This is a genomic window from Saccharothrix stipae (genome assembly GCF_054781895.1).
In genome coordinates this window covers 82,128-106,662 of record NZ_BAAGTN010000022.1, presented here as the reverse complement: position 1 = coordinate 106,662, position 24,535 = coordinate 82,128, and the positions used below count along the sequence as shown (strand labels likewise).

Annotated in this window: 24 protein-coding genes; 14 read left to right on the top strand and 10 right to left on the bottom strand. The window is 71.7% G+C overall.

Features of this window, described 5'->3' with window-relative positions; genetic code table 11:
* The first annotated feature begins 100 nt into the window (after positions 1 to 100).
* Both ACYVLT_RS35505 and ACYVLT_RS35500 read left to right on the top strand, forming a co-directional pair.
* On the top strand, positions 101 to 742 hold the full coding sequence (locus ACYVLT_RS35505) for a hypothetical protein (protein ID WP_461124543.1): 642 nt from the start codon (positions 101 to 103) through the stop codon (positions 740 to 742).
* 118 nt (positions 743 to 860) lie between these two features.
* Positions 861 to 1,580 carry a hypothetical protein gene (locus ACYVLT_RS35500; RefSeq protein ID WP_461124542.1) on the top strand — a complete coding sequence of 240 codons (720 nt, stop codon included), beginning with the start codon at positions 861 to 863 and terminating at the stop codon, positions 1,578 to 1,580.
* Positions 1,581 to 1,605: 25 nt separating this feature from the next.
* Here the strand turns inward: ACYVLT_RS35500 and ACYVLT_RS35495 are convergent, their stop codons facing one another.
* Positions 1,606 to 3,117, bottom strand: coding sequence for a diguanylate cyclase domain-containing protein (locus ACYVLT_RS35495; RefSeq protein ID WP_461124541.1), 1,512 nt, complete (start codon positions 3,115 to 3,117; stop codon positions 1,606 to 1,608).
* Positions 3,118 to 3,175: 58 nt separating this feature from the next.
* Between ACYVLT_RS35495 and ACYVLT_RS35490 the strand changes: the two genes are divergently transcribed.
* Positions 3,176 to 3,694, top strand: a complete 519-nt coding sequence (locus ACYVLT_RS35490; RefSeq protein ID WP_461124540.1) for a MarR family winged helix-turn-helix transcriptional regulator — start codon at positions 3,176 to 3,178, stop codon at positions 3,692 to 3,694.
* Between the two features lie 133 nt (positions 3,695 to 3,827).
* On the opposite strand, the gene ACYVLT_RS35485 is transcribed toward ACYVLT_RS35490, so the two are convergent.
* The 6 genes from ACYVLT_RS35485 to ACYVLT_RS35460 form a co-directional block, all read right to left on the bottom strand.
* A complete protein-coding gene (locus tag ACYVLT_RS35485; RefSeq protein ID WP_461124539.1) occupies positions 3,828 to 5,279 on the bottom strand; it encodes a glutamate synthase subunit beta in 1,452 nt (483 codons plus the stop codon).
* Positions 5,272 to 9,801: a glutamate synthase large subunit gene (gene gltB / locus ACYVLT_RS35480; protein WP_461124538.1), complete on the bottom strand. Its 4,530-nt coding sequence runs from the start codon at positions 9,799 to 9,801 to the stop codon at positions 5,272 to 5,274. The genes ACYVLT_RS35485 and gltB overlap by 8 nt, the downstream gene beginning before the upstream one ends.
* A 398-nt stretch (positions 9,802 to 10,199) precedes the next feature.
* Positions 10,200 to 10,412: a hypothetical protein gene (locus tag ACYVLT_RS35475; protein WP_461124537.1), complete on the bottom strand. Its 213-nt coding sequence runs from the start codon at positions 10,410 to 10,412 to the stop codon at positions 10,200 to 10,202.
* 141 nt (positions 10,413 to 10,553) lie between these two features.
* Entirely contained in the window at positions 10,554 to 11,258 is a 705-nt protein-coding gene (locus tag ACYVLT_RS35470; protein ID WP_461124536.1) for a VIT1/CCC1 transporter family protein, read from the bottom strand.
* A gap of 134 nt (positions 11,259 to 11,392) precedes the next feature.
* Entirely contained in the window at positions 11,393 to 11,929 is a 537-nt protein-coding gene (locus ACYVLT_RS35465; protein ID WP_461124535.1) for a hypothetical protein, read from the bottom strand.
* 141 nt (positions 11,930 to 12,070) lie between these two features.
* Positions 12,071 to 12,433 (bottom strand): ArsR/SmtB family transcription factor, encoded by a 363-nt coding sequence (locus ACYVLT_RS35460; RefSeq protein WP_461124534.1) that lies wholly within the window; start codon positions 12,431 to 12,433, stop codon positions 12,071 to 12,073.
* A gap of 93 nt (positions 12,434 to 12,526) precedes the next feature.
* On the opposite strand from ACYVLT_RS35460, the gene ACYVLT_RS35455 reads away from it, so the two are divergent.
* Positions 12,527 to 13,258 (top strand): SDR family NAD(P)-dependent oxidoreductase, encoded by a 732-nt coding sequence (locus tag ACYVLT_RS35455; RefSeq protein WP_461124533.1) that lies wholly within the window; start codon positions 12,527 to 12,529, stop codon positions 13,256 to 13,258.
* A gap of 308 nt (positions 13,259 to 13,566) precedes the next feature.
* Here ACYVLT_RS35455 and ACYVLT_RS35450 read toward each other — a convergent pair whose 3' ends face one another.
* The gene (locus ACYVLT_RS35450; protein WP_461124532.1) at positions 13,567 to 14,349 is read right to left on the bottom strand and encodes an SGNH/GDSL hydrolase family protein; all 783 of its coding nucleotides are present in this window, start codon (positions 14,347 to 14,349) and stop codon (positions 13,567 to 13,569) included.
* 135 nt (positions 14,350 to 14,484) lie between these two features.
* On the opposite strand from ACYVLT_RS35450, the gene ACYVLT_RS35445 reads away from it, so the two are divergent.
* The 4 genes from ACYVLT_RS35445 (at position 14,485) to ACYVLT_RS35430 (ending at position 17,989) form a co-directional block, all read left to right on the top strand.
* Positions 14,485 to 15,036 (top strand): TetR/AcrR family transcriptional regulator, encoded by a 552-nt coding sequence (locus ACYVLT_RS35445; protein ID WP_461124531.1) that lies wholly within the window; start codon positions 14,485 to 14,487, stop codon positions 15,034 to 15,036.
* Between the two features lie 48 nt (positions 15,037 to 15,084).
* Positions 15,085 to 15,765 (top strand): response regulator transcription factor, encoded by a 681-nt coding sequence (locus tag ACYVLT_RS35440; RefSeq protein WP_461124530.1) that lies wholly within the window; start codon positions 15,085 to 15,087, stop codon positions 15,763 to 15,765.
* Positions 15,762 to 17,042 carry a HAMP domain-containing sensor histidine kinase gene (locus tag ACYVLT_RS35435; RefSeq protein WP_461124529.1) on the top strand — a complete coding sequence of 427 codons (1,281 nt, stop codon included), beginning with the start codon at positions 15,762 to 15,764 and terminating at the stop codon, positions 17,040 to 17,042. The genes ACYVLT_RS35440 and ACYVLT_RS35435 overlap by 4 nt, the downstream gene beginning before the upstream one ends.
* Positions 17,043 to 17,284: 242 nt before the next feature.
* Positions 17,285 to 17,989 (top strand): CAP domain-containing protein, encoded by a 705-nt coding sequence (locus tag ACYVLT_RS35430; protein ID WP_461124528.1) that lies wholly within the window; start codon positions 17,285 to 17,287, stop codon positions 17,987 to 17,989.
* On the opposite strand, the gene ACYVLT_RS35425 is transcribed toward ACYVLT_RS35430, so the two are convergent.
* A complete protein-coding gene (locus ACYVLT_RS35425) occupies positions 17,971 to 18,462 on the bottom strand; it encodes an Lrp/AsnC family transcriptional regulator (protein ID WP_461124527.1) in 492 nt (163 codons plus the stop codon). The two genes, ACYVLT_RS35430 and ACYVLT_RS35425, sit on opposite strands and share 19 nt — an antisense overlap.
* A gap of 121 nt (positions 18,463 to 18,583) precedes the next feature.
* Here ACYVLT_RS35425 and pdhA point away from each other — a divergent pair, with 121 nt between their 5' ends.
* The 6 genes from pdhA to ACYVLT_RS35395 are packed head-to-tail and all read left to right on the top strand — an operon-like array spanning position 18,584 to position 23,517.
* Entirely contained in the window at positions 18,584 to 19,657 is a 1,074-nt protein-coding gene (gene pdhA / locus ACYVLT_RS35420; RefSeq protein ID WP_461124526.1) for a pyruvate dehydrogenase (acetyl-transferring) E1 component subunit alpha, read from the top strand.
* Entirely contained in the window at positions 19,654 to 20,673 is a 1,020-nt protein-coding gene (locus ACYVLT_RS35415) for an alpha-ketoacid dehydrogenase subunit beta (protein ID WP_461124525.1), read from the top strand. The genes pdhA and ACYVLT_RS35415 overlap by 4 nt, the downstream gene beginning before the upstream one ends.
* Positions 20,666 to 21,988: a dihydrolipoamide acetyltransferase family protein gene (locus ACYVLT_RS35410; protein WP_461124524.1), complete on the top strand. Its 1,323-nt coding sequence runs from the start codon at positions 20,666 to 20,668 to the stop codon at positions 21,986 to 21,988. The genes ACYVLT_RS35415 and ACYVLT_RS35410 overlap by 8 nt, the downstream gene beginning before the upstream one ends.
* 50 nt (positions 21,989 to 22,038) lie before the next feature.
* Positions 22,039 to 22,620 (top strand): GNAT family N-acetyltransferase, encoded by a 582-nt coding sequence (locus ACYVLT_RS35405; protein WP_461124523.1) that lies wholly within the window; start codon positions 22,039 to 22,041, stop codon positions 22,618 to 22,620.
* A 7-nt stretch (positions 22,621 to 22,627) separates the two neighbouring features.
* Positions 22,628 to 22,879, top strand: a complete 252-nt coding sequence (locus tag ACYVLT_RS35400) for a hypothetical protein (RefSeq protein WP_461124522.1) — start codon at positions 22,628 to 22,630, stop codon at positions 22,877 to 22,879.
* Positions 22,880 to 22,890: 11 nt separating this feature from the next.
* The gene (locus tag ACYVLT_RS35395) at positions 22,891 to 23,517 is read left to right on the top strand and encodes a histone deacetylase (RefSeq protein ID WP_461124521.1); all 627 of its coding nucleotides are present in this window, start codon (positions 22,891 to 22,893) and stop codon (positions 23,515 to 23,517) included.
* Here ACYVLT_RS35395 and ACYVLT_RS35390 read toward each other — a convergent pair.
* On the bottom strand, positions 23,492 to 24,535 hold the full coding sequence (locus ACYVLT_RS35390; protein WP_461124520.1) for a GDSL-type esterase/lipase family protein: 1,044 nt from the start codon (positions 24,533 to 24,535) through the stop codon (positions 23,492 to 23,494). The two genes, ACYVLT_RS35395 and ACYVLT_RS35390, sit on opposite strands and share 26 nt — an antisense overlap.

Here is a 24,535-nt window from a genome sequence, read left to right as displayed (position 1 = left end):
AATGCGCGAAACCGGTGAGGTCCGCCGGCCCGGAACCGGACATCCCGCGGCTGAGTCGGAATTCATTCCCAATCGTCTCCTTGCGAAGGAGTTGTCTGCCATGCCCACCAAGTACTCGCTGACCGTCAGCAATGAATCTACCCAGTTCCAGAACCTCTGCGTCTACCAGCAGCCGGTGGACCTCGGCGTGCGCAACGCCATGTCGCTCGCCTGGCTGACCGCGCCGGCCTGGCCGCACACGACGGTGACCTTCGAGTGGAACGTCGACTACTGCTTCACCTGGTCGTACACCGGCACGCTGAAGCCGGGCGTGAAGTTCCGGGCGCAGGAGGTCCGCAAGGCCAACCCGCAGGACCTGACCGCGAACCAGGTCCTGTTCGACTACGCCGACGGCGCGCACCGGTTCCTGTCCGGCCGGGCCTTCGGCACGGCGGAGCTGGACACCCTCTACATCCGCGAGCTGCCGACGGTGCCCGCCGACACGGCCGCGGTCGGCATCGGCATGTCGAACTCCGGCGTGTTCGCGGTGCAGGCGCAGCCCAACGAGAACCTCGTCTTCACCCCGCACCCCAGCTACTGGCTCACCGCGGGCACCTACACCCACGGCGAGGTGCTCGACATCGAGCAGATCAGCAACTCGGTGGAGCTGCAGTACGACGCGGGCTTCGAGATGAACGCGGTGCTGCGGCCGGACAACACGTGGTCGGTCACCACCGGCTCCGGCGTGAGCAACGCCGCCTGACCACCCCACCCCGGTCGACCGGGCAACTCTCCCCTGCCCGGTCGACCGCTCCACCCGCGGACCCGTGCGCCGGAACCCCCGGCCGGCGCACCGCGGAGGACGACGGGGTCGAGGTCCGGTGGCGCCCACGTCCGCCCCGCTCGACGACCGCGTGCCCGCCCCACGCCGGCCCGCCGTCCCAGGCGCAGAGCGCGACTCCCCCCGGCGCGCTCTGCGCCTCCTCTCCACTCCCTCTTTCCCCTTCCCCAGGAGCGAAGTCATGCCCTACCTCATGCTCAACCCGTACCAAGCCGTCGACAAAGTCGTGGAGTGGATCGGAGAGGAGGAGTTGCTGATCGACGAAGTGTTCCGTTTCGCCGGTGACTGGGACGGTTGGGCGCACAACCAGTTCTCCCTCTGGTTGCAGCGGAAGTTGCGCGCGCCGGGCAGCGACGATCCGCTCGACGTGCGGACCGATGTCGCCCGCATTTGGACCGGTGACGCCGCCGTGCCGGTCTTCCAGCGGCAGCCGGGCGAACCCGTCAAGCGCGCGAACCTCGTTTTCAACGCGACCGAGAACATCGACGAGCAGGCGCCGCCGCTCATGGTCGTGCAGATGAGGTGCGAGGCGTCCCCGCAGAAGTGGGACGATTTCCTTTCCGGACTGAGCGCGGACGTGGCCCGGCTCTACCGGGTCGACCCGGCCCTGCGCCCCGATCCGGCGGAGCGGGGCCGGGTCGTGATGGCGCTGGGCATCAGCCGCTTCGATTCCGACCACGGCGTGGCCCCGGGCTTCTTCGTCAAGTTCGCGGGCCAGAAGTACGTCGTGCAGTGGTGGACCGACGTCGAGGTCGACTGAGCCGCCGGCCGGGTCCGCCCGGTCGCTACGAGTGGATGACCAGACCCCGGCCACCGTCGCGCTTGGCCTCGTACATGGCCTTGTCGGCCCGGCTGAGCACGGACGCGGCGGTGGCCTCGGGGTCGGGGTCCGCGCAGATCACCACGCCGACCGACGCGCTGATCTCCTCGCCGAGCGCGTCCAGGACGCGGAACGCCACCTTCTCCGGTTCCTCGACGCCCTCGACCAGGACGCCGAACTCGTCACCACCCAGCCGGGCGACCACGTCGGTGTCGCGGACGCACTGCCGCAGCCGCCGCGCCACCTGTTCGAGCATCGCGTCGCCGTGCGCGTGACCGGAGACGTCGTTGACCGACTTGAAGTCGTCCAGGTCCACGAACAGCAGCCCGAACGGCGTGCCGTCGCGGTGGTGCTCGTCCATCGCCTCGTCCAGCCTGCGCTCGAACAGCGCCCGGTTGGCCAAGCCGGTCAACGGGTCGTGGTGCGCCTGGTGGGTCAGGGTGCGTTCGGACTCGCGCAGCAGCAGCACGAGCTTCGTGTTGTCCACAAGGGTCACCAGCTGCCGCAGGATCACCGCGACGAACACGGTGAAGCCGCAGCCGATCTCCACCCCGTCCAACGGCCCGAGGTCGCCGATGATCGTGCGCCGGAGCACCAGCACGGTGCTCATCAGTAACGGCACGTACGGCATCATCAGGTAGGCCCACTGCCACGGGCGGCGGTTGCGGCCCGGGCCGGTCGGCGGCGACGGCACCGGCGCCAACGCGGCCAGCGCGATCAACGCGGGCCCCACCACGAACCCGGCGTTGGCCAGCGGCGGCACCTCGGGCGCCTGGATGCTGACCAGGTAGGCGAACGCGAAGTCGGACGCGGCCAGGCCGACCAGGCCGAGCCCGAGCAGCCGCAGCTGTGGTTGCAGCACGACCTTGCGGTCCGCGCTGAGCACCACCACGATCACCAGCAGCACGAGGTCGGTCACCGGGTAGGCGATGGCCACCAGGAACGCCGCCGAGCTCGGGTTGCCCACCTCGACCAGCCCGCCCAGCACGGTGGTCCAGGTCAGCACGAACAGCGACCCGACCACGATCACGCCGTCGAGCAGCAGCACCAGCCGGGCACTGTGCGAGCGTCGGTCCAGCAGCGCGTCGGGCGAGTCCGAGCGGCGGAAGTTGCCGATGACCAGCAGCGCGATGAGCGCGAACGGCACGATGCTGAGGTAACCGGCGTCCGCGGCCGACGGCGAGGGCACCGCGCGCCGTTCGACCAGCTGGTACCACGTCCACAGCGCCTGACCGGTGGACCAGCCCGCCATGCCGAAGCCCGTCGCGAGCCGCCAGTGGCGGTCCGGCCCGGTCGCCCGGCGCGCCGTCCACCAGCAGCAGCCGGTCGCGAACAGGCCCGTGGCGAGTTGGGCCAGGTCGTCGAGGACCACCGCGCCCTCGCCCTTGACCAGGTCGAAACTGGCGGCCACGGACGCGGCGGTGGCGAGCACCAGCACGACCGCGGCCGTGATGGCGAACCGCCTCGTCCCGATCACGTCGGTAGTGTGCCGTATTCGCGACCCTTCGGCCGGGTCGCCCTGGGAGGATCAGCAGGTGGCAGAGCAGGAGCTTCCCGTCGCCGACGACGTGGCGACGGAGCAGGAGTACGAGCGGTTCGCCCGGCACCGGATCAGCGAGTCGGGCGGCGACGCGGACGCGTTCGGCCTGTCGTACAACGTGCTGCACCTGGCGTACATGATGATCACCGACTACGAGGCGCTGGTGCACCGCGAGCAGGGGTGGACCATGCCCGGGTTCCGGTTGATGTTCAAGCTGTGGCTCCTGGGGCCGACGCAGCCGGCCAGGCTCGCGGACCTGTCCGGCACGACGAGGTCGGCGATGTCCAACCTCATCAACACGCTGGAGCGGGCCGGGCTGGTGGAGCGGACCAGGGACGACCAGGACCGGCGGGTGGTGTTCGTGGCGCTCACCGAGGAGGGCCGCACGGCGGTGTCGCGGGTCTTCCCCCGGCAGAACGCCCGCGAGGGGCGGTGGTTCGCCGTGCTGGACGACGACGAACGCGCACAGATGGTGCGGTTGATCCGCCGAGTGGTCGCGGCTCGCCCGAAGTGACCGGTTCGGTCACCGCGGCGACGACCGGCCCGCCCCCGGGTGCGGCGCGACGTCGGTTCGGGGTGCCGCACGCCCCGGCGCGGACAGGGCGTCCCCGGTGGCCGGACCACGCTGTCCGGCCACCGGGGACGAGTCACACGAGCGGCCGGTCGGTGGGCTCGATCGGCCTGGGCAGCACGGCGCGGCCCGTCAGGTAGGCGTCCACGCCGGCGGCGGCCGAACGGCCCTCGGCGATGGCCCACACGATCAGGGACTGGCCGCGGCCCATGTCGCCCGCCACGAACACGCCGTCGACGGAGGTCGCGAAGTCCTCGTCACGCGCCACGTTGCCGCGCGCGTCGAGGTCGACGCCCAACTCGGCGAGCAGGCCGGCCCGCTCCGGACCGACGAAGCCCATCGCCAGGGTCACCAGCTGCGCCGGGATCTCCCGCTCGCTGCCGGGCACCGGCTCGAACCGACCGCCGGAGGCCTCGACCTCGACCAGCTTCAACGCCCGCACCGCGCCCTCGTCGTCACCGAGGAACTCCACCGTGGACACCGAGTACAGGCGCTCGCCGCCCTCCTCGTGCGCCGACGACACCCGGTACAGCATCGGGTAGGTCGGCCACGGGTGGACCTCGGCGCGCTTCTCCGGCGGCCGGGGCATGATCTCCAGCTGCGTCACCGAGAGCGCGCCCTGCCGGTGGGCGGTGCCCACGCAGTCCGCGCCGGTGTCGCCGCCGCCGATGACCACGACGTGCTTGCCCTCCGCCGTGATCGGCGGCACGTCCAGGTCGCCGCGCGCCACCCGGTTCGCCCACGGCAGGTACTCCATCGCCTGGTGCACCCCGGACAGTGACCGGCCCGGCACCGGCAGGTCGCGCCACGCCGTCGCGCCACCGGCCAGCACCACCGCGTCGTAGGACTCCCGCAACCGCTCGACCGTGACGTCGACGCCGACGTTCACGTTCGTCTTGAACCGGGTGCCCTCGGCCCGCATCTGGTCCAGCCGGCGGTCCAGCCGCCACTTCTCCATCTTGAACTCGGGGATGCCGTACCGCAGCAACCCGCCGATGGCGTCGGCCCGCTCCAGCACCGTCACGTCGTGGCCGGCGCGGGTCAGCTGCTGCGCGGCGGCCAGGCCCGCGGGCCCGGAACCCACCACGGCCACCGAACGGCCGGTGCGGGTGGCCGGCAGCTGCGGCGTCACCCAGCCCTCGTCCCACGCCCGGTCGATGATGGAGATCTCGACCCGCTTGATGGTGACGGGATCGCCGTTGATCCCCACCACGCACGCGGCCTCGCACGGTGCGGGGCACAACGTCCCGGTGAACTCCGGGAAGTTGTTGGTGGCGTGCAGGCGTTCCGACGCCAGCAGCCAGTCCTGCTTCCACACCAGGTTGTTCCACTCGGGGATCAGGTTGCCCAGCGGGCAGCCCTGGTGGCAGAACGGGATGCCGCAGTCCATGCACCGGCCGGCCTGCTTCTCCAGCTTGGGCCGCTCGAACTCCTCGTACACCTCGCGCCAGTCGCGCAGGCGCAGGAAGACCGGACGGCTGCGGGGAGTCTCACGCTCGGTGGTGAGGAACCCACGAGGGTCAGCCATGAGACGCCTCCATGATCGCTTCGTTGACGTCCCGGCCCTCCAGCTCGGCCCGGGCCTGTGCCGCCAGCACCCGCTTGTAGTCCTTCGGCATGACCTTGGTGAACCGGTCCACCGCCAGGTCCCAGTCGGCCAGCAGCGAGTGCGCCACCGCCGAGTCCGTCTCCAGGTAGTGCTTCTCCACCGCGCGCCGCAGGAACTCGCGGTCCGACTCGTCGAGCGGGTCGAGGTCCACCATCTCCGGGTTGACCCGCTGGACGGCCGCGTCCAGCACGTAGGCGATGCCGCCGGACATGCCCGCGGCGAAGTTGCGCCCGGTCGGGCCGAGCACGACCACCCGCCCACCGGTCATGTACTCGCACCCGTGGTCGCCCACGCCCTCCACCACGGCCAGCGCGCCCGAGTTGCGCACGCAGAACCGCTCGCCGACCTTGCCGCGCAGGAAGACCTCGCCGCCGGTCGCGCCGTAGCCGATCACGTTGCCCGCGATGATGTGCTGCTCGGCGGCGAACCGCGCGTCGGGCACCGGCCGCACGACGATCCGCCCGCCCGACAAGCCCTTGGCCACGTAGTCGTTCGCGTCGCCGACGAGCCGCAACGTGATGCCGCGCGGCACGAAGGCGCCGAACGACTGCCCGGCCGTGCCGGTGAACGTGATGTCGATCGTGTCGTCGGGCAGGCCCTCGCCGCCCCACCGCTTGGTCACCGCGGAGCCGAGCATGGTGCCGACCGTGCGGTTCACGTTGCGCACCGGCAGTTCCAGCCGCACCCGGTCACCGGAGGCGATCGCGCCCTCGGCGAGCTGGATCAGCGTGTTGTCCAACGCCTTGTCCAGTCCGTGGTCCTGGTCGGTGGTGCGGTGCCGTGCCGCGCCCTCGGGCAGCGCGGGTACGTGGAAGATCGGCGACAGGTCGAGCCCGGCCGCCTTCCAGTGGTCCACCGCGGCCCGCGTGTCCAGCAGGTCCGCGTGCCCGACGGCCTCGGCCAGCGTGCGGAAGCCCAGTCGCGCCAACAGCTCGCGGACCTCCTGCGCGACGAACTCGAAGAAGTTCACCACGTGCTCGGCCTTGCCCGCGAACTTCGCCCGCAGCACCGGGTTCTGCGTGGCCACGCCCACCGGGCAGGTGTCCAGGTGGCAGACCCGCATCATGATGCAGCCCGACACGACCAGGGGAGCGGTGGCGAAGCCGAACTCCTCCGCGCCGAGCAGCGCCGCGATCACCACGTCCCGCCCGGTCTTGAGCTGGCCGTCGGTCTGCACCACGATCCGGTCGCGCAACCGGTTGGCCAGCAGCGTCTGCTGCGTCTCGGCCAGGCCCAGCTCCCACGGACCGCCCGCGTGCTTGATGGACGACAGGGGAGAGGCGCCGGTGCCGCCGTCGTGGCCGGAGATCAGCACGACGTCCGCGTGGGCCTTGGACACGCCCGCCGCGACCGTGCCGACGCCGACCTCGGAGACGAGCTTCACGTGGATGCGCGCCGCCGGGTTGGCGTTCTTCAGGTCGTGGATGAGCTGCGCCAGGTCCTCGATCGAGTAGATGTCGTGGTGCGGCGGCGGCGAGATGAGGCCGACGCCGGGCGTGGAGTGCCGGGTCTTGGCGATCCACGGGTACACCTTCGCGCCGGGCAGCTGCCCGCCCTCGCCGGGCTTCGCGCCCTGCGCCATCTTGATCTGGATGTCGTCGGCGTTGACCAGGTACTCGCTCGTCACGCCGAACCGGCCGGACGCCACCTGCTTGATCGCCGAACGCCGCGAGTCGCCGTTGGCGTCCCGGGTGAAGCGCTCGGCGTCCTCACCGCCCTCCCCGGTGTTGGACTTCGCGCCCAGCTGGTTCATCGCGATCGCCAGCACCTCGTGCATCTCCTGCGAGATGGACCCGTAGGAGATGGCGCCGGTGGCGAACCGCTTGACGATCGAGGAGACCGGCTCGACCTCGTCGATCGGCACGGGCTCGCGCACGCCCTCCTTGAACGCGAACAGCCCCCGCAGCGTCAGCAGCCGCTTGGCCTGCTCGTCCACCGCCCGCGTGTACTCCTTGAAGATGTCGTAACGGCCGGTGCGGGTGGAGTGCTGGAGCTTGAACACGGTCTGCGGGTTGAACAGGTGCGCCTCGCCCTCGCGGCGCCACTGGTAGTCGCCGCCGACCTCCAGCTCGCGGTGGTGCGCCCGGACGCCGTCGGCCGGGAACGCCATCCGGTGCCGCCGCGCCACTTCCTCGGCGATGATGTCGAAGCCGACGCCGCCCAGCCGCGAGGTGGTGCCGGTGAAGCACGTGTCCACGACCTCGTTGCCGAGGCCGATCGCCTCGAAGATCTGCGCGCCGGTGTAGGACGCCACGGTCGAGACGCCCATCTTGGACATCGTCTTGCGCACGCCCTTGCCCAGCGCCTTGATCAGGTTCCGGGTGGCCACCTCCGGCTCGACGTCGGCCAGCTCCTCCACCGACGCCATGGCCAGGTACGGGTTCACCGCCTTGGCGCCGTAACCGATCAGCAGCGCGATGTGGTGCACCTCGCGGGCGTCACCCGCCTCCACGATCAGGTCGACCTGCGTGCGGGTCTTCTCGCGCACCAGGTGGTGGTGCACGGCGCCGGTCAGCAGCAGCGACGGGATCGGCGCGTGCTCCTGGTCGACACCGCGATCGGACAGCACGACCAGCCGCGCGCCGTCGCGGATCGCCTGCGACACCTCGGCGCGGATCTCGTCCAGCCGCCGCACCAGGGCCTCGCCGCCACCGGCCACCTCGTAGAGGCCGCGCACGCTGAACGTGCGGAACTCCGGCAGCGTGCCGTCGTCGTCCACGTGCACGAGCTTGGCCAGCTCGTCGTTGTCCACCACCGGGAACGGCAGCGAGATCCGCCGGCACGACGTCGCGTCCGCGCTCAGCAGGTTGGGCTCCGCGCCGAGCGTGGCGTGCAGCGAGGTCACCAGCTCCTCGCGGATCGCGTCCAGCGGCGGGTTGGTCACCTGGGCGAACAGCTGGGTGAAGTAGTCGAACAGCTGCCGCGGCCGGTCCGACAGCGGCGCGAACGGCGCGTCGTTGCCCATCGAGCCGATCGGTTCCGCGCCGGTGCGGGCCATCGGGCCCAGCAGCAGCGCCATCTCCTCCTCGGTGTAGCCGAACGCCTGCTGACGACGCACCAGGGACGAGTGCGTCGGCACCTCGCGCTCGCGCGCCGGGAGGTCGGCCAGGTGCAGGATGCCGTCGGCCACCCACTCCTGGTACGGGTGCTCGGCCGCGAGCTGCCCCTTGATCTCCTCGTCGTCGATGATCCGCCCCTGGGCGGTGTCGACCAGGAACATCCGGCCCGGCTCCAACCGGCCCTTGCGCACGATCGTGGCCGGGTCGAACTCCAGCACGCCCGCCTCGCTGCCGAGCACGACCAGGCCGTCCTCGGTGACCCAGTACCGGGCCGGGCGCAGACCGTTGCGGTCCAGCACCGCGCCGATCAGCGTGCCGTCGGTGAAGGCCACCAGCGCCGGGCCGTCCCACGGCTCCATGAGCGTGGAGTGGAACTCGTAGAACGCGCGCCGCTGCGCGTCCATCTCGGCGTGGTTCTCCCACGCCTCGGGGATCATCATCAGCACCGCGTGCGGCAGGCTGCGCCCGCCCAGGTGCAGCAGCTCCAGCACCTCGTCGAACGTCGCCGAGTCGCTCGCGCCGCGGGTGATGACCGGGAAGACCCGGGACAGGTCGCCGGGGATCAGGTCGGTGGCGAGCACGGACTCGCGCGCGTCCATCCAGTTCCGGTTGCCGCGCAACGTGTTGATCTCACCGTTGTGGGCCACGTACCGGTACGGGTGGGCCAGCGGCCACGACGGGAACGTGTTGGTGGAGAACCGCGAGTGCACCAGGCCGATCGAGCTGGTGACCCGCTCGTCGGTCAGGTCCGGGAAGAACCTCTCCACCTGGGGCTCGGTGAGCATGCCCTTGTAGACGATCGTCCGCCCCGACAGGCTCGGGAAGTACACGCCCGTCGCGTGCTCGACGCGCTTGCGCACCACGAACGCCAACCGCTCCAGCTCCAGCCCTGCCGTGCCCGCCGGACCGGCGAGGAAGAGCTGGCTGAACACCGGCATGGTCGTCTTCGCGGTCGGGCCGACGTGGTCGGCGTCCACCGGCAGTTCGCGCCACCCGAGGACGGTCGCGCCCTCTTCCTCGGCGATGCGCTCGATCCGCGCCCTCACCTCTTGGGCGGTCACCTCGTTGGCCTCGATGCCGTCCTGGCCCTCCCCGGGGAGGAACGCGGTGCCGACCGCGTAGCCGCCGGGCTCGGGCAGCGGGAAGCCGACGACCTCGCGGTAGAACGCGTCGGGCACCTGGATCAGGATGCCCGCGCCGTCGCCGGTCTCCGGCTCGGCGCCGCGCGCCCCCCGGTGTTCGAGGTTGCGCAGCGCCACCAATGCCTGGCTGACGATCGCGTGATTCCTGCGACCGGCCAGGTCGGCGACGAACGCGACACCGCAGGCGTCGTGCTCGTACTGCGGGTCGTAAAGGCCTTGAGGCTGGTGGTGGTGGGTCACAACGGGCCCTCCCGTGGCGTCGTCAGTCGCCCTGCTTTTGGGCGCACGGAGACGGCCGAACGCCCGCGCGCGGCTTTACGCGGACAACTCGGCCTGCAGGTACTGGCTGTGGATCCACGCCCGAGAGATCGTCGGCGTGGGGACCGCACTCCGTTGTGCGGGGAAACTGCACTTCCTTGTGCGCGCGCCTCGCGGCCCGATGGGGCCGTTCGTGAGCGCCTGGCGGTGCACCGGGATTGCCGGGGTCTTGTGACGATAGTGTGAATTCGCGGTTATGGCGCTAGTCCGAGAGGGCGTCGTGGTGAATCACACCCCTACTTGACGCCGTTCCTACCAACGGGGTACGCCCGCTCGGACCAGAGTTTCGCTCGGTTTCGATCCTTCAGTGTCAGGTGAAGTCAGCTGCCGGCTCTTCTGGACCGCACCGCGCAGCCGACCGCGACCACGAGGCACAGCGCCGCGACGGCACCCTGCAACCACGCGGCCTCGCTCACCGCGAGGATCACATTGACGCCCGAGACCAGGGCGAACAGTGCGGACAGCAGTGCCCAGAGCCGTCGTTCGGCCTTCTCGCCGCGGAACACGAGCAGGGGTGTCGGTGGGTGGGTCACGGCGGGCACCTCCAGTCCGGGCTTGTCGCGCTCAACGTCGACAAGTCAGACGCCGGGTACCCGCACTTTGCGTACCTCACACCTCCGGGTGCCGACTTTTTGGGACCGGCTCCGGACGGTGTGCGCGGTGCGTGATCGCACTCACCCGACCGTTACTCCGAACAGGAGGCCGACGTAGTAGGTGACGACCATCGTCAGCGACCCGACGACCACGTTGCGGCGCACCGCGCGGCCCGTGCGGCTCGACCCGAGCCGGGCGCTGATCACGCCGGTGAGCACCAGGCCGACCAGCACGGCCAGGGCGCACGCCCACACCCGCCACGGCGTCGGCGGCAGCACGATCGCGACCACCGGGATCGACGCGCCGGCCGCGAACGCCAGCAGCGACGTCCACGCCGCCTGCCACGGGCTGGTGAGGTTGTCCGGGTCGATCTGCAGCTCGGCCTCGGCGTGGGCGCGCAGGGCGTCCTGCTCGGTCAGCTCGCGGGCCACCTGCGCGGCCAGCGCCTCGGACAGCCCCTTGTCCTGGTAGATCTCGGCGAGCTCGCGTTCCTCCTCCTCGGGCATCTCGCGCAGCTCGCGCTCTTCGAGCTTGAGCGCGGCCCGCTCGGTGTCGCGCTGGGTGCTGACCGACACGTACTCACCGCCCGCCATGGACAGGGAGCCCGCGACGAGCCCGGCGACCCCCGCGGCGAGGATGGCGGTGCGGTCGGTGGTGGCGCCCGCGACGCCGACCACGAGGCCGGCGGTGGACACGAGGCCGTCGTTGGCGCCCAGGACGCCGGCGCGCAGCCGGTTGAGCCGGCCGGAGAGGTCGTCGTGGTGCGGTTCGCCGGGATGCGTCATGACCGTGATCGAACCACCGCTCGGCCAACGGGTGGCGGCCCCGTCGCGAACGGGTGAAGGCCTGGACAGCGGGAGGATTCCACCTCCGGGGGTGCGGGTGATCGACTCCCGGCTGACGAATCGGGGCGCGGCGGTCAGCCCGCCTCCACGATCCGCCACTGCGGTCCGCCGACCCAGGTGGCCTCCAGCCGGGACCGGTGGCCGGCGCTGGTGAACTCGACCACGACGGCGTCCGCGGGCTGCTCCACGGTGGCGGCGAAGCCCTGGCGCGGGGTGGCCGAGATCGGCTCCATGCCCTTGGCGGAGAAGCGGATCGCGGCGACCCCGCCGTGCAGGCCGAAGCTGCGCAGGTACACCGGTTCGCCGTTCTGCTCGGTCCACGTGCCGTTCTCCGACGGCAGGGGCTGGGTGGTCGTGGTGGGTGCGACCGTCGTGGTGGTCGGGGCGACCGTGGCGATCACCGCGACCGTGGTCGTCGTGGTGACGGGTGCGGCGGTGGTGGTCCTGGCGGTGGTCGTGGCGATCGCGGACGACTGCGTCGGTCCGGCGACGACGCGCGGCAGTTCGGGTGCGCCCGCGTCCAGCACGAACCGGATGCCCAGCCAGGACAACGCCACCGCGACCGCGGTCGACGCCGACCACGCGGCGAAGTACTGCAGGCCCCTGGTCACGCGGTCATCCTGCCGGCGGGGCCGGCGCCGCGGACCCTTCGGTCGGTGGAACCGGCGTCGCGGGCCCCACTGCCGGTGGAACCGGCGTCGCGGACCCTCCGGCGGCACGACCGGCTCCGCGGACCCCTGACCGCCGTTCGATCAGCACCCGGTTCCGGGTTCGCCCGGCGTGGTGCCGACGTGGCTGCCGACGTCGTCCTGGTCGGCGGCGGCGAGCACGGTGTCGAGCAAGTTGGGGAACCGGGCGTCGACGTCCGCGCGGCGCAGCCGGACGTAGCACCGGGTGCCCTCGTCGCGCCGCCAGGTCAGGCCGGCGGTGTTGAGCACCTTCAGGTGGTGGCTGAGCGTGGACTTGGCGACGGGGACGGCGAACTCGCCGAAGTTGTGCTCCTCGCCGTCGGCGAGCAGGCGGACCAGGCCGACGCGCAACGGGTCGCTGAGCGCCGCGAGCACGTCGGTCAGCATCAGCCGATCGAGGTCGGGGTTGGGTTCGGGGTGGCGCACACCACCAAGTCTAGATGTTCGATAGTTTGCGAACATCGAAGTCGCGCGAGTAGGTTGTTCGTTGTTCACCGAACTTCGAACAAGGCGGGGATCATGGAGTTTGACGGGCAGGTCGCACTGGTCACGGGCAGCACCTTGGGCATCGGTCGGGAGGCCGCGCGACTGCTGGCGCTCGGTGGTGCGACGGTGATCGTCACGGGGCGGGACGTGGCGCGCGGTGGGGAGACCGTGGCGATGATCGAGGCCGACGGCGGGCGGGCGAAGTTCATCGCGGCGGACATGGCGGACCTGGACTCGGTGCGCGAGTTGGCCGAGGCGGTCGGCGAGGTGGACGTGCTGGTGAACAACGCGGGCATCTTCCCGTTCGCGCCGACGGTGGAGCAGGACGTGGAGACGTTCCAGCGGCTGTTCGACGTGAACGTGCGGGCGCCGTTCTTCCTGACCGCCGCCCTGTTGCCGCGGATGGCGGCGCGTGGCAAGGGCAGCGTGGTGAACGTGTCGACGTCGCTCACCACGTTCGCGTTGCCGGGCGGTGCGGTCTACGCGGCGACCAAGGCGGCGCTGGAGTCCCTGACCCGGACGTGGGCGGTGGAGTTCGGCGGCACCGGCGTGCGGATCAACGCCATCGCGCCGGGTGCGACGGACACCGAGGGCGCGTTGGCCCTGAACTCGGACGCGGTGGCCGCCGTCGGCGACCAGTCACCGCTGGGCCGCACGGCCTCGCCGCGCGAGATCGCCGAGGCGATCGTCTTCCTCGCCTCGCCGCGCTCCAGCTACATCCACGGCGAAGTCCTCCAAGCCGACGGCGGCCGCACCATCGGCTAACCCCCACCCCGCGCGTGTCCTACCTCCAGAACACGCGTGTCCTACCTCCAGAACGCGAGAGTCCAACACTCAGAACGCGAGAGTCCTACGTTCGGAACGCGAGTGTCCTACGTTCGGAACGCGCGTGTCCTACGTTCAGAACGCGAGTGTCCTACGTTCAGGTACCCCGAGTTCAACGCTCAGGATCGCCAGACCTGTTCTGAGCGTTGAACTCGGGTGTTCTGAACGTAGGACACGCGCGACGCGAACGTAGGACACGCGTGACGTGGAGGTAGGACTCACGAGGGGTGAAGGTAGGACTCTCGCGGTTAGGTGGTGGCGGAGTTCAGCAGGGGGAGGTAGCCCTGGGCGTAGCCGGTGGCGTTGGGGTGGAAGGACTCGACCAGTCGGAACAGGGAGAACTGGTTGATCCACGGGGAGTTGCCGCACGCGCCGTGGCCCGCGAAGTGGGCGCGGGCGTCGACGTAGCGGACGCCGGCGGCCGCGGCGCGGGCGGCGATCACCTCGTGGAGGTTGTCGGCGCCCCGGTTGAGGGCGGAGCGCTTGGTGGCGCTCATGCACGTGCCGGCCGGCTCGACCAGTCGCGGGTAGCCCAGGACGACCACGGTCGCGTTCGGGGCGCGGTCGCGGATCGTCGCGTAGGTGGCGTCGAGTCGCCCGGGCAGGGTGGTGCGCGCGGCCTCGATGCCGTTGTTCACCGCGTTGACGCAACTGGCGTCGCTGCCCGTGACGCAGGTGATCATGGTGTTGGCGAAGCCGACGTCGTTGCCGCCGATGGTGATCGAGACCAGGTCCGTGCCCGCGTCGAGCGAGGCGAACTGGTCGGTCATGCTCTGCGTGGTGGCCCCGCCGCAGGCGGCGTACTTGAACGACGACACCTCGTGGGTGTTCGCCCACAGCTGGGCGTACCCGCGCGAGCTGCGGTAGCACGACCCGCTCTGGTACGGCGGCGCGCCCGTGCCGGAGGAGTACGAGTCGCCCAACGCGACGTAGTCGACCGGAGCGGCGGCCTGGGCCCCGGTCGAGGTGAGCATGACAGCCAGGGCGGCGGGCAGCACACCGCACACGACCCTGAGAAGACGTCCGCGCACGTCGAGTCCTTCCTCGAAACATCACCTGCGTGAAGGCGGCAGGTCGCCGACGTTACGAAGGCGTTCCGAGGGATCACAGACGGTGCTATTCTCATTACCTGCGAGTAACCTGGACCGCTTCGCCGGGGTGCCGCCATGACCGTTCCGCGCCGCAGCGACGCCCTGAGGAACCGGGCGTCGATCATCCGCGCGGCCGAGCAGCTGGTGGTCCGGGGCACCACCCCGTCGCTGGCGCAGGTCGCCCGGCTGACCGGCCTCGGCCAGGCGACGGTGTACCGCCACTTCTCCGACCGCCGCACGTTGCTGCTGGCCGTCGCCCGGGAACACCTCGGCGTGCTGGTCGAAGCGGCCGAGCGCAACGCCGACGACCCCGCCGCGTTCCGGGCGCTGCTGGGCGCGGTGATGGCCTACCAGGTGTCGATGCGCCCGCTGGTCGACGAGATGCGCCGGTTCCCCGAGCCGGACCGACGCGGCCACCTGCGCCGGCTGCTCGACGCGCTGCGCGGCCCGTTCGACCGCTCGCAGGCGGCGGGCCACCTCCGCCACGACGTCGTGCTCACCGACGTGGTGGTGGTGCTGACGATGCTCCAGGCGGCGGTGGACCGGACACCCGATCCGAAGCGCGCGATCCCCGTGCTGCTGGACGGCCTGTTCCTCCCGCAGACCGAACCGCGCCGGCTCGGGTGACGAGCCCGAGCGCTCGGACGTGCACCGGCCCGCGTTACCGTGCGCGCCATGGTCTCGGTGCTGCTCGTCGAGGACGATCCGGTGGTGCGGTCGGCGGTGAGCCGGGCGCTGACCGGGCTCGGCCACGCCGTGCTGCCGGTCGGCACCGCGCTGGAGGCGTTGCGGGAGATCAGCGGCGGCGCCTTCGACCTCGTCGTGCTCGACCTCGGCCTGCCCGACATGGACGGCGCGGACGCGTTGCGGATGATGCGCGGCGTCTGCGACGTGCCGGTCATCGTCGCCACCGCCCGCGACGACGAGACCGAGATCGTCCGCCTCCTCAACGCGGGCGCGGACGACTACCTGGTCAAGCCCTTCTCCAGCGAGCACCTCGCGGCCCGGCTGGCCGCGGTGCTGCGCCGGGCGCGCAAGGACACCGCGCCCGCGGCGCTGCGGATCGGCCGGCTCACCGTGGACCCCGACCGCCGGGAAGCCCGGCTGGACGGCCGCGAGCTCAACCTGACCCGCAAGGAGTTCGACCTGCTGGCCTACCTGGCCGCGCGCGAGGGCAAGGTGGTGCCGCGGGCCGAACTGCTGGCCAACCTGTGGAACCTGCCCGGCAGGCACGACGACCAGACGCTGGACGTCCACCTGTCCTGGCTGCGCCGCAAGCTCGGCGAACGCGCCGCCGAACCCCGCTACCTGCACACCGTGCGCGGTGTCGGGTTCAAGCTCACGGCGGCCGAATGAGGAAGTCGCTCGCCCTGGTCTCGCTGGCCGTCACGTCGATGGTCGCGCTCGCGTTCCTCATCCCGCTGGCCCTCGTGGTGCGCCAACTCGCCGAGGACCGCGCCATCGCCGACGCCCAACGCCTCGCCGGCGCGCTCACCCCCGTCCTGGTGATCACCACCGACCCCGCGTCGGTCGGTCAGGCGCTCATGAGCACCGCCGGCCGGGTCGCGGTGCACCTGGCCGGCGGCGAGGTCGTCGGCGTGCCGGTGGCGACCGACGAGCAGCTCCGCACCGCCCGCGAGCAGGGCCTGTCGTTCACCCAGCCCATCCCGGCCGGTTACGTGCACCTCCAGCCCGTGCTGCTGGACGAGGGCCGGGTGGCCGTGGTGGAGGCGTTCGTGCCGCGGTCCGAGCTGTACCGCAACGTGGAGCAGGCGTGGCTCGCGCTCAGCGGTGTCGCCGTCGCACTGGTGCTGGGTTCCGTGCTGGTCGCCGACCGCCTCGGCGCACGAGTCGTCAAAGCCGCCGCCGCGCTCGCCGAGGGCGCGCGCAGAATGGGCCAGGGCGATCTCACCACCCGGGTGACGCCGAGCGGACCGCCGGAATTGCTCGACGTGGGTGCGGCGTTCAACCGGATGGCGGATCGGATCGGCCAACTGGTCGCGAACGAACGCGAAATCCTGGCCGACCTGTCGCACCGCCTGCGCACCCCGCTCACCGCGTTGCGGCTCGATTCCGAAACACTCGGGCAGGAACCCAACGCCAACCGCGTCCGACAGGCCGTGCACGCGCTCGAACGCGAGGTCAACGAACTCATCCGGGCCGCCCGCCGCGAACTCGACGACCCCGACGGCGGCCGCTGCGACGCCGCTCGGGTCGTGCACGACCGGCTCGTGTTCTGGTCCGCCCTGGCCGACGACCAGCGGCGGCTGTGGAACCTGCGCGGCACCGAGCGGCGCGCCCTCGTCCCGCTCACCCGCAGCGACCTCGCCGCGGCGATGGACGCGGTGCTGGGCAACGTCTTCCGGCACACCCCCGAGGGCGTCGGGTTCGTCGTGGCGCTGTTCCGCCGGGCCGACCACGTGGTGATCGTCATCGAGGACGCCGGGCCCGGCATCGAGGACCTGGAGGCGGCGGTGCGGCGGGGGAGCAGCGGCGCGGGCTCGACCGGCCTCGGCCTCGACATCGCCCGCCGGGCGGCGGAGTCCACCGGCGGCTCGCTGGTGGTCGACCGGGGACCGCTCGGCGGCACGCGGGTCCAACTGCGGCTGGGCCTCGCGGAGGAGCCAGTCTGACCGCCGATCCCTTTTCGGCGCCTGATGACACCTTTAAATGTTCCTTAAATAATTAGTCGTTGACACTTCCTCGTTCCCGGATAAAGTGATTCACGGAATTGAGGTCGGACGCAGCGCTCTCCCCCTTGCCCGGTCCGCCCGGTTCCCACTTCGGTGCGGTGACCGCGTGCGCTTACCCTGCGAAGAAGCGCCCGCGGTCGCCGCGCCCGAAATGCCGCCGAATGCAGATTGAGGTTTTTCGCGTGTCGCGCAAGAGCAGTGTGCTGCCGGTCGTCGCCGTCCTCGCCGGGCTGGTCCTGACCGGGTGCGAGCACCCGGACGGCATGGCGCTGGTCGCGGCGAGCGCTACCCCCACCACCCGCACCACGTCCGAGGTGGGCGTCGAGCCGACCGCCGTGACCACGTCGGACCTCGCCTCGTCCGCACCCGGCACCACGACCACGACGACGAGCGAGCCGCCGCCCGCCACCACGACCACCACCGCGGTCACGACCACCGCCGAGCCGCCGAGGCAGGTCCAGCCCCCGCCCGCCCCGCCCGCGGCCGCCACGCCGACCAGGACCGACGTCGAGTCGGCCGAGGCGGAGGTGGTCGAGCTGACCAACGGCGAACGCGCCGCGCACGGCTGCCCCGCGTTGGCCGCCGACGACCGGTTGGCCGCCGCCGCCCGCGCGCACAGCGCGGACATGGCCGCCCAGAACTACTTCGACCACGTGTCCAAGGACGGCCGCAGCTTCGTCGACCGGGTCAAGGCCGCCGGCTACCCCGCGCCCGGCGCGGAGAACATCGCCGCCGGTCAGCGCACCGCCGAGGCCGTGGTCAAGGGGTGGATGGACTCGCCGGGCCACCGCGCCAACATCCTCAACTGCAAGCTCAAGGCGTTGGGCGTGGGCATGGCTCGCGGCGGTTCCTACGGCATCTACTGGACTCAGAACTTCGGCTGGTGACCGTCGCGGTCGTTCCCGCCCGCCGGCAGCTCGTCCAGGATGAGCACGGTGTGGCTGGACGTCACGTCCGGCATCGTCTGCAACCGGGACAGCACCAGGTCGCGCAGGCTGTGCGCGTCCGGCGCGCGGACCAGCAGCACGAGGTCGTAGTCGCCCGACACCAGCGCGCCGTGCCACACCTCCGGGATCTCCAGCACCCGTCGCCGCACCGCCTTCCACGAGTGCTGGCTGATCTTGAGGTAGACGTAGGCGGAGATGCCGAACCCGTAGCGCTCCGGGTCGACCACCGCCGTGTACCCGGTGACGACGCCGTCGCGGTGCAGCCGTTCCACCCGCGAGTACGCGCTGGCCCGCGAGATGTGCAGCTTCTCCGCCAGCGACCGCATCGACAGCCGACCGTCCGCGCGCAGCTCCTCCACGATGCGCCGGTCGAGCGCGTCGAGGGGTGCCGAATGTCCAGCCCGCACCGTCATGTGGCCGACCCTAACCCGTCCGCCCGGCCATTCGTCCGGATCGAGGGCCGGGATCTGGAACATTGGCCGGTGTGAGCTGGACCATGCCCTCCATCTCGACCCTTGAGACACCGGAGGCGTTATGGCCCGCACCCGCGCGCCCGAGCGGACGTTGCTGCCCAGCGACGAACCGCTGTCGCTGCTGCGCAAGGACGGCTCACCGGTGCCCGACTCGCCGCTGGCGATGCCCGACGACGACGTGCTGGTCGAGTTGCACCGCCGGATGGTCGTCGGCCGCCGCTTCGACACCCAGGCCACCGCGTTGACCAAGCAGGGCAGGCTGGCGGTCTACCCGTCGTCACGCGGCCAGGAGGCCTGCGAGGTCGGCTCGGTGCTCGCGCTGCGCCCCACCGACTGGCTGTTCCCGACCTACCGCGACTCCGTCGCGCTGGTCACCCGGGGCGTCGACCCGGCCGAGACGCTGACCCTGCTCCAGGGCGGCTGGCACCTGGGCTACGACCCCTACGAGCACCGCGTCGGCCCCCAGTGCACCCCGTTGGCGACCAACACGCTGCACGCCGTCGGCTTCGCGCACGCGGCCCGGCTCAAGGGCGAGGACACCGCCGCGCTCGTGCTGCTCGGTGACGGCGCCACGTCCGAGGGTGACACGCACGAGGCGCTGAACTTCGCCGGCGTGTGGCAGGCCCCGGTGGTGTTCCTGGTGCAGAACAACGGTTACGCGATCAGCGTGCCCATGTCCAAGCAGAACGCCGCGCCGTCGTTGGCGCACAAGGGCATCGGGTACGGCGTGCCGTCGGTGCTGGTGGACGGCAACGACGTGGCCGCCGTGCACGCGGTGGTCCGGGAGGCGTTGGCGTCCGGCGGACCGACGTTGATCGAGGCGCTGACCTACCGCATCGAGGCGCACACCAACGCCGACGACGCCACCCGCTACCGCACGTCCGACGAGGTCGCGGCGTGGTTGGACCGGGACCCGGTGGACCGGATCGAGGCGTACCTGACGTCGCGGGGGCTGCTGGACAAGGCGCGCCGGGCGGCGGTGGCGGCCGAGGCGGAGGAGTTCGCGGCGTCCGTGCGGGCGAAGATGAACGCCGACACCGTGCCCTCGCCCGACGAGCTGTTCGAGCACGTCTACGCGACCACGCCGCGCCACCTGCGCGAGCAGGCCGCGGCGCTGCGGGAGGAGCTGGCATGACCGCGCCGTCCACGCAGGCGCCCCAGGTGTCCATGGCGGGCGCGTTGAACCGGGCGCTGGCCGACGCGTTGGCCGAGGACCCGAGCGTGCTGGTGTTCGGCGAGGACGTCGGCGCCCTCGGCGGCGTGTTCCGGGTGACCGACGGCCTGGCCGCGCGGTTCGGCGAGCAGCGCGTGTTCGACACGCCGCTGGCCGAGTCCGGCATCGTCGGCACCGCCATCGGCATGGCGATGAACGGGCTGCGGCCGGTGGTGGAGATGCAGTTCGACGCGTTCGCCTACCCGGCGTTCGAGCAGATCACCAGCCACCTGGCCAAGATGCGCAACCGCACGCGCGGCCGAGTGTCGTTGCCGGTGGTGATCCGGGTGCCCTACGGCGGCGGCATCGGCGGGGTCGAGCATCACTGCGACTCGTCGGAGGCCTACTACACGCACACGCCGGGGCTTCGGGTCGTCACGCCCGGCACGCCCGACGACGCGTACCGGTTGCTGCGCGACTCGATCGACTCGCCTGATCCGGTGATCTTCCTGGAGCCGAAGCGGCGGTACTGGGCCAAGGGTTCCCTCGACCCGGCGAACTCCGTCGGGTTCGACCGGGCGCTGGTGCGGCGGGCCGGGCGGGACGTCACGCTGATCGCGTACGGGCCGATGGTCGCGACCGCGCTGGAGACGGCCGAGGCGGCCGCGGAGGAGGGCTGGGACGTCGAGGTGGTCGACCTGCGGTCGCTCTCGCCGTTCGACGACGAGACGGTGTGCGCCTCGGTGGTGAAGACGGGTCGGGCCGTGGTCGTGCACGAGGCGTCCGGGTTCGGCGGGTACGGCGCGGAGGTCGTGGCCCGGGTGACCGAGCGGTGCTTCCACCACATGCACGCGCCGGTGCTGCGGGTGACCGGGTTCGACATCCCCTACCCGCCGCCGAAGCTGGAGGAGCACCACCTGCCGGGGGTCGACCGCATCCTGGACGCGATCGCCCGGCTCCAGTGGGACGACCAGGTCGTGGGAGGCCCCGGTGCCTGACTTCCGGCTGCCCGACCTGGGCGAGGGGTTGACCGAGGGCGAGATCGTCACGTGGCTGGTGTCGGTCGGCGACCAGGTGACCGTCGACCAGCCCGTGGTGGAGGTGGAGACGGCGAAGGCCGTGGTCGAGGTGCCGTGCCCGTTCGAGGGCGTGGTGAGCGCGCGGTTCGGCGAGCCGGGGGAGAAGCTGGCCGTCGGCTCGGTGCTGCTGACCGTGGGCGCGCCGGAACCCGCGTCGGAGTCCTCCGGCAACGTCCTGATCGGCTACGGCACGTCCGACTCCCCGCGCCGCCGACGCCGCCACACCCGCGAGTCCCACACCCGGAACGCGCGTGTCCTACGTTCGGAACACCCGAGTTCAACGCTCGGAACACCCGAGCCGGTCGCCACCGGTGCCGCGCGCACCGCCGCGCCCGCCGTCATCTCGCCGTTGGTGCGGCAGCTGGCCCGGGAGAACGGGCTGGCGCTCGACCGGATCCCCGGCACCGGGCCCGGCGGCGTCATCCGGCGTGCCGACGTGGAGCGGGAACTGGCCGCCCGCGCCGCGCCGGACACGCCTGCCGCGTCGGCCCCATCCGCTGTGCCTGCCGCGCCTGCCGTGCCGGACACGCCTGCCGCGTCGGCAGTGCCCGTAGCGCCTGCCGCGCCTGGCCGCCGCATCCCGTTGCGCGGTCTGCGCGGCGCGGTGGCGGAGAAGCTGGCCACGTCACGTCGGGAGATCCCCGAGGCGACCGTGTGGGTCGACGTCGACGCCACCGGCCTCCTGGCCGCACGGGCCGCGATGCCGTCCGTGTCGCTGCTCGCGCTGCTGGCCAGGTTCACCGTGCTGGGCCTCAAGAAGTTCCCCGAGCTGAACTCGCGCGTCGAGGGCGACGAGATCGTGGTCCTCGACCAGGTGCACCTCGGCTTCGCCGCCCAGACCGACCGCGGCCTGGTGGTGCCGGTGGTGCGGGACGCGCAGTCCCTGACCACCGCCGAACTCGCGGCCGCGATCGCCGCGCACACCGCGTCGGCACGCGAGGGCAAGCTCACGCCCGCCGCGATGACCGGCGGCACGTTCACGGTCAACAACTACGGCGTGTTCGGCGTCGACGGCTCGGCCGCCATCATCAACCACCCGGAGGCCGCGATCCTCGGCATCGGCCGGATCATCGACCGGCCGTGGGCGGTGGACGGGCAGCTCGCCGTGCGCAAGGTCGCCCAGCTGACGCTCGCGTTCGACCACCGGGTGTGCGACGGCGGCACGGCGGGCGGGTTCCTGCGGTTCGTCGCCGACTGCGTCGAGTCCCCGGTCACCGCCCTGGCAGACCTGTAGATCCGGCGGGATGACGACGGCGGTGGCGGTGGTTTCGTAGATTGTCCGATGTGACCAAGCCCGACTACCCCGTTCGGACCCGGCGCCTGACCCTGCGCCCCTTCACCCTCGACGACCACGCCGCGCTGCACTCGTGGATGTCGCGGCCCGACGTCGTGCGCTACCTGTACGGCGAACCCCGCACCACCGAGGTGACCGCCGCGAGCCTGGCGCTCAAGGCGTCGGTGTCGTGGCCGGAGAAGGAGGGCGACCACCTCGCGCTGGCCGTGGAGCGCGACGGCGAGGTGATCGGCGAGGCGGTGCTCAAGTGGCTCAGCGAGACGCACCGGCAGGGCGAGGTCGGCTACATCCTGCACCCCGACCACCACGGCCGCGGCTACGCCACCGAGGCCGCCGCGGCCGTGCTCGACCTCGGCTTCACCCACCTGGGCCTGCACCGGATCGTGGCGTCGTGCGACGCGTTCAACGAGCCGTCGTGGCGCGTGATGGAACGGCTGGGGATGCGCCGCGAAGCCCACTTCCGGCACAACGAGATCTTCAAGGGCGCGTGGGGCGAGGAGTTGATCTACGCGATCCTGGAGGACGAGTGGCACCGGATGGGGGACAGCCGGTGGTGGGCGGGCGGCGGATGATGGCCCGATGCAGAGGTTCATGGAGGACAGCGGCGCCTACGAGCACTGGCTGGCGGACAACCAGGACCAGTACGTCATCAACGCGGAACGCAGCCTGAACCCGGGCAACCTCGTCCTGCACCGAGCCGACTGCACCACCATCACCGGCGTCCCGGCCCGCGGCGACCGGTGGGTCGGCAGCTACGTGAAGCTCGTCGGCACCCGCGCGGAGCTGCAGACCGAACACCCGACCGCGCGCCCGTGCCGCCTCTGCCTGTAGGCGCCGCGGTCATGTCGAGCCGGTTGGTCTGGTACGTCGGCTACGGGTCGAACATGCACGCCGAGCGGTTCGCGTGCTACCTCGCCGGTGGCACGCCGGTCGGTGCGGCGCGGGGCTACCCGGGCTGCCGGGACACCAGTCCACCCCTCGACACGAGGGCCGTGGAGGTGCCCGGAGGCATCTACTTCGCCACCGAGTCGCCCGTCTGGCTCGGCGGTCGGGCGTTCTACGACCCGGACCTGCCCGGCACCGCCGCCGCCCGCGCCTACCTGGTCACCGCCGGGCAGTTCGCCGACGTCGCCGCCCAGGAGATGTACCGCGACCCCGGCGTCGACCTCGACCTGACCGCGGTCACGGCCCACGGCAGGCACGTGCTCGGACCCGGCCGCTACGAGACCCTGCTCCACCTCGGCGAGCACGACGGCCACCCGGCGCTGACGTTCACCGCGCCGTGGCGCGCGGCCGACGTCGAGCACACCAAACCTTCGGCCGCCTACCTCACCATGCTCGCGTCCGGCCTCACCGAGGCACACGGTTGGACCGCCGGACGCGTCGCCGACTACCTCGCCCGCAGCACCCCATTCTGGACCTCGGCCCAGATCGCGGCGCTGATCAGTCCTTCGCCACCACCGCGTTGAGGTTGCCGTCGTCCCCGGCGAGGCACGACGCCTCCCGCGCCGTCATGGCCAGGAACTCCGTCATGCACCGGCCGAACTGCTCGTAACCCCGGTCGTTGGGGTGGAACGACTCCTGCAACGCGTGCCGGGCCCGGGCCTCGTCCCGCAGGCCGTCGAAGTCCACCGTGAGCCGGGTGAACCACTCGTCGGACTGGTTCTCGCCGCCCATGCACGCCTCGCGGTGATCACCGGCCTTGGACAGGTCCAGGAACCGCGCCTCCGCCGCCTTCGCCGCCGTCCGCAGGCCCTCCGACAGCTGCTCGACCGCGTTCTCCCGCACCCACCGCAGATCACCGGTGCGCAGCGGGCACCCGGCCAGGTTCTGCAGGTCGAACGGGAGCCCGGGCGCGACCGGCGCGGCGTAGGACTGGAGCACCAACGTGTACGAGCGGGGCGTGTAGCCCTCGTCCTGCAACACCCGGCGGACGTCGCGCAGCGCGCGCTCCACCTTGGGCGTCATCCGCTCGACCCGGGCCTTCCACTCGTCCGCCATGGCCTGCGCGCAGTCGGTGCGGCGCTCGATCCACGCCCGCAGGCACGCGCCGAGCACGTCGGCGAACCTCGGGTCGTCGTTCGCGCCCACCGCCACCACGACCACCGACACCCGGTACTCGCGCGCGATCGCGGCCAGCTGCCTGGCCTGCGACCCCTCGGTGTTGCGGACCTGGTCGGTGACGCCGACCTGCTCGGCGTTCGCGCCCGAGCAGGCCAGGTTGAACACCCGGTCCACGCCCGCGACCTTCGTGTGGTGCACCGAGGCCTTCGTCGACCGGTGGCACCAGTTGCCGTTCTCGCCGTTGGTGCCCGGCTCGTACGAGCCCGCGCCCTCGCCGGCCATGGTGCTGTCGCCGAGGGCCACGATCGCGCGGGGCGCGTCGCGCTTGGGCCCCGGCAGCGCCGGGTACGGCGAGTCGCTGACCAGCAGCAACAGGGCGAGCAGCGGGAACACCAGGGCGACGGTGGAGAATCGGCGCGACAT

Coding starts and splice junctions, on each gene's coding strand:
- ACYVLT_RS35435 (WP_461124529.1), top strand. CDS start 15,762: ATGAGGAAGTCGCTCGCCCTGGTCTCGCTGGCCGTCACGTCGATGGTC.
- ACYVLT_RS35470 (WP_461124536.1), bottom strand. CDS start 11,258: ATGACGCATCCCGGCGAACCGCACCACGACGACCTCTCCGGCCGGCTC.
- ACYVLT_RS35425 (WP_461124527.1), bottom strand. CDS start 18,462: ATGACGGTGCGGGCTGGACATTCGGCACCCCTCGACGCGCTCGACCGG.
- ACYVLT_RS35395 (WP_461124521.1), top strand. CDS start 22,891: ATGTCGAGCCGGTTGGTCTGGTACGTCGGCTACGGGTCGAACATGCAC.
- ACYVLT_RS35400 (WP_461124522.1), top strand. CDS start 22,628: ATGCAGAGGTTCATGGAGGACAGCGGCGCCTACGAGCACTGGCTGGCG.
- ACYVLT_RS35505 (WP_461124543.1), top strand. CDS start 101: ATGCCCACCAAGTACTCGCTGACCGTCAGCAATGAATCTACCCAGTTC.
- ACYVLT_RS35455 (WP_461124533.1), top strand. CDS start 12,527: ATGGAGTTTGACGGGCAGGTCGCACTGGTCACGGGCAGCACCTTGGGC.
- pdhA (WP_461124526.1), top strand. CDS start 18,584: ATGGCCCGCACCCGCGCGCCCGAGCGGACGTTGCTGCCCAGCGACGAA.
- ACYVLT_RS35440 (WP_461124530.1), top strand. CDS start 15,085: ATGGTCTCGGTGCTGCTCGTCGAGGACGATCCGGTGGTGCGGTCGGCG.
- ACYVLT_RS35485 (WP_461124539.1), bottom strand. CDS start 5,279: ATGGCTGACCCTCGTGGGTTCCTCACCACCGAGCGTGAGACTCCCCGC.
- ACYVLT_RS35415 (WP_461124525.1), top strand. CDS start 19,654: ATGACCGCGCCGTCCACGCAGGCGCCCCAGGTGTCCATGGCGGGCGCG.
- ACYVLT_RS35445 (WP_461124531.1), top strand. CDS start 14,485: ATGACCGTTCCGCGCCGCAGCGACGCCCTGAGGAACCGGGCGTCGATC.
- ACYVLT_RS35390 (WP_461124520.1), bottom strand. CDS start 24,535: ATGTCGCGCCGATTCTCCACCGTCGCCCTGGTGTTCCCGCTGCTCGCC.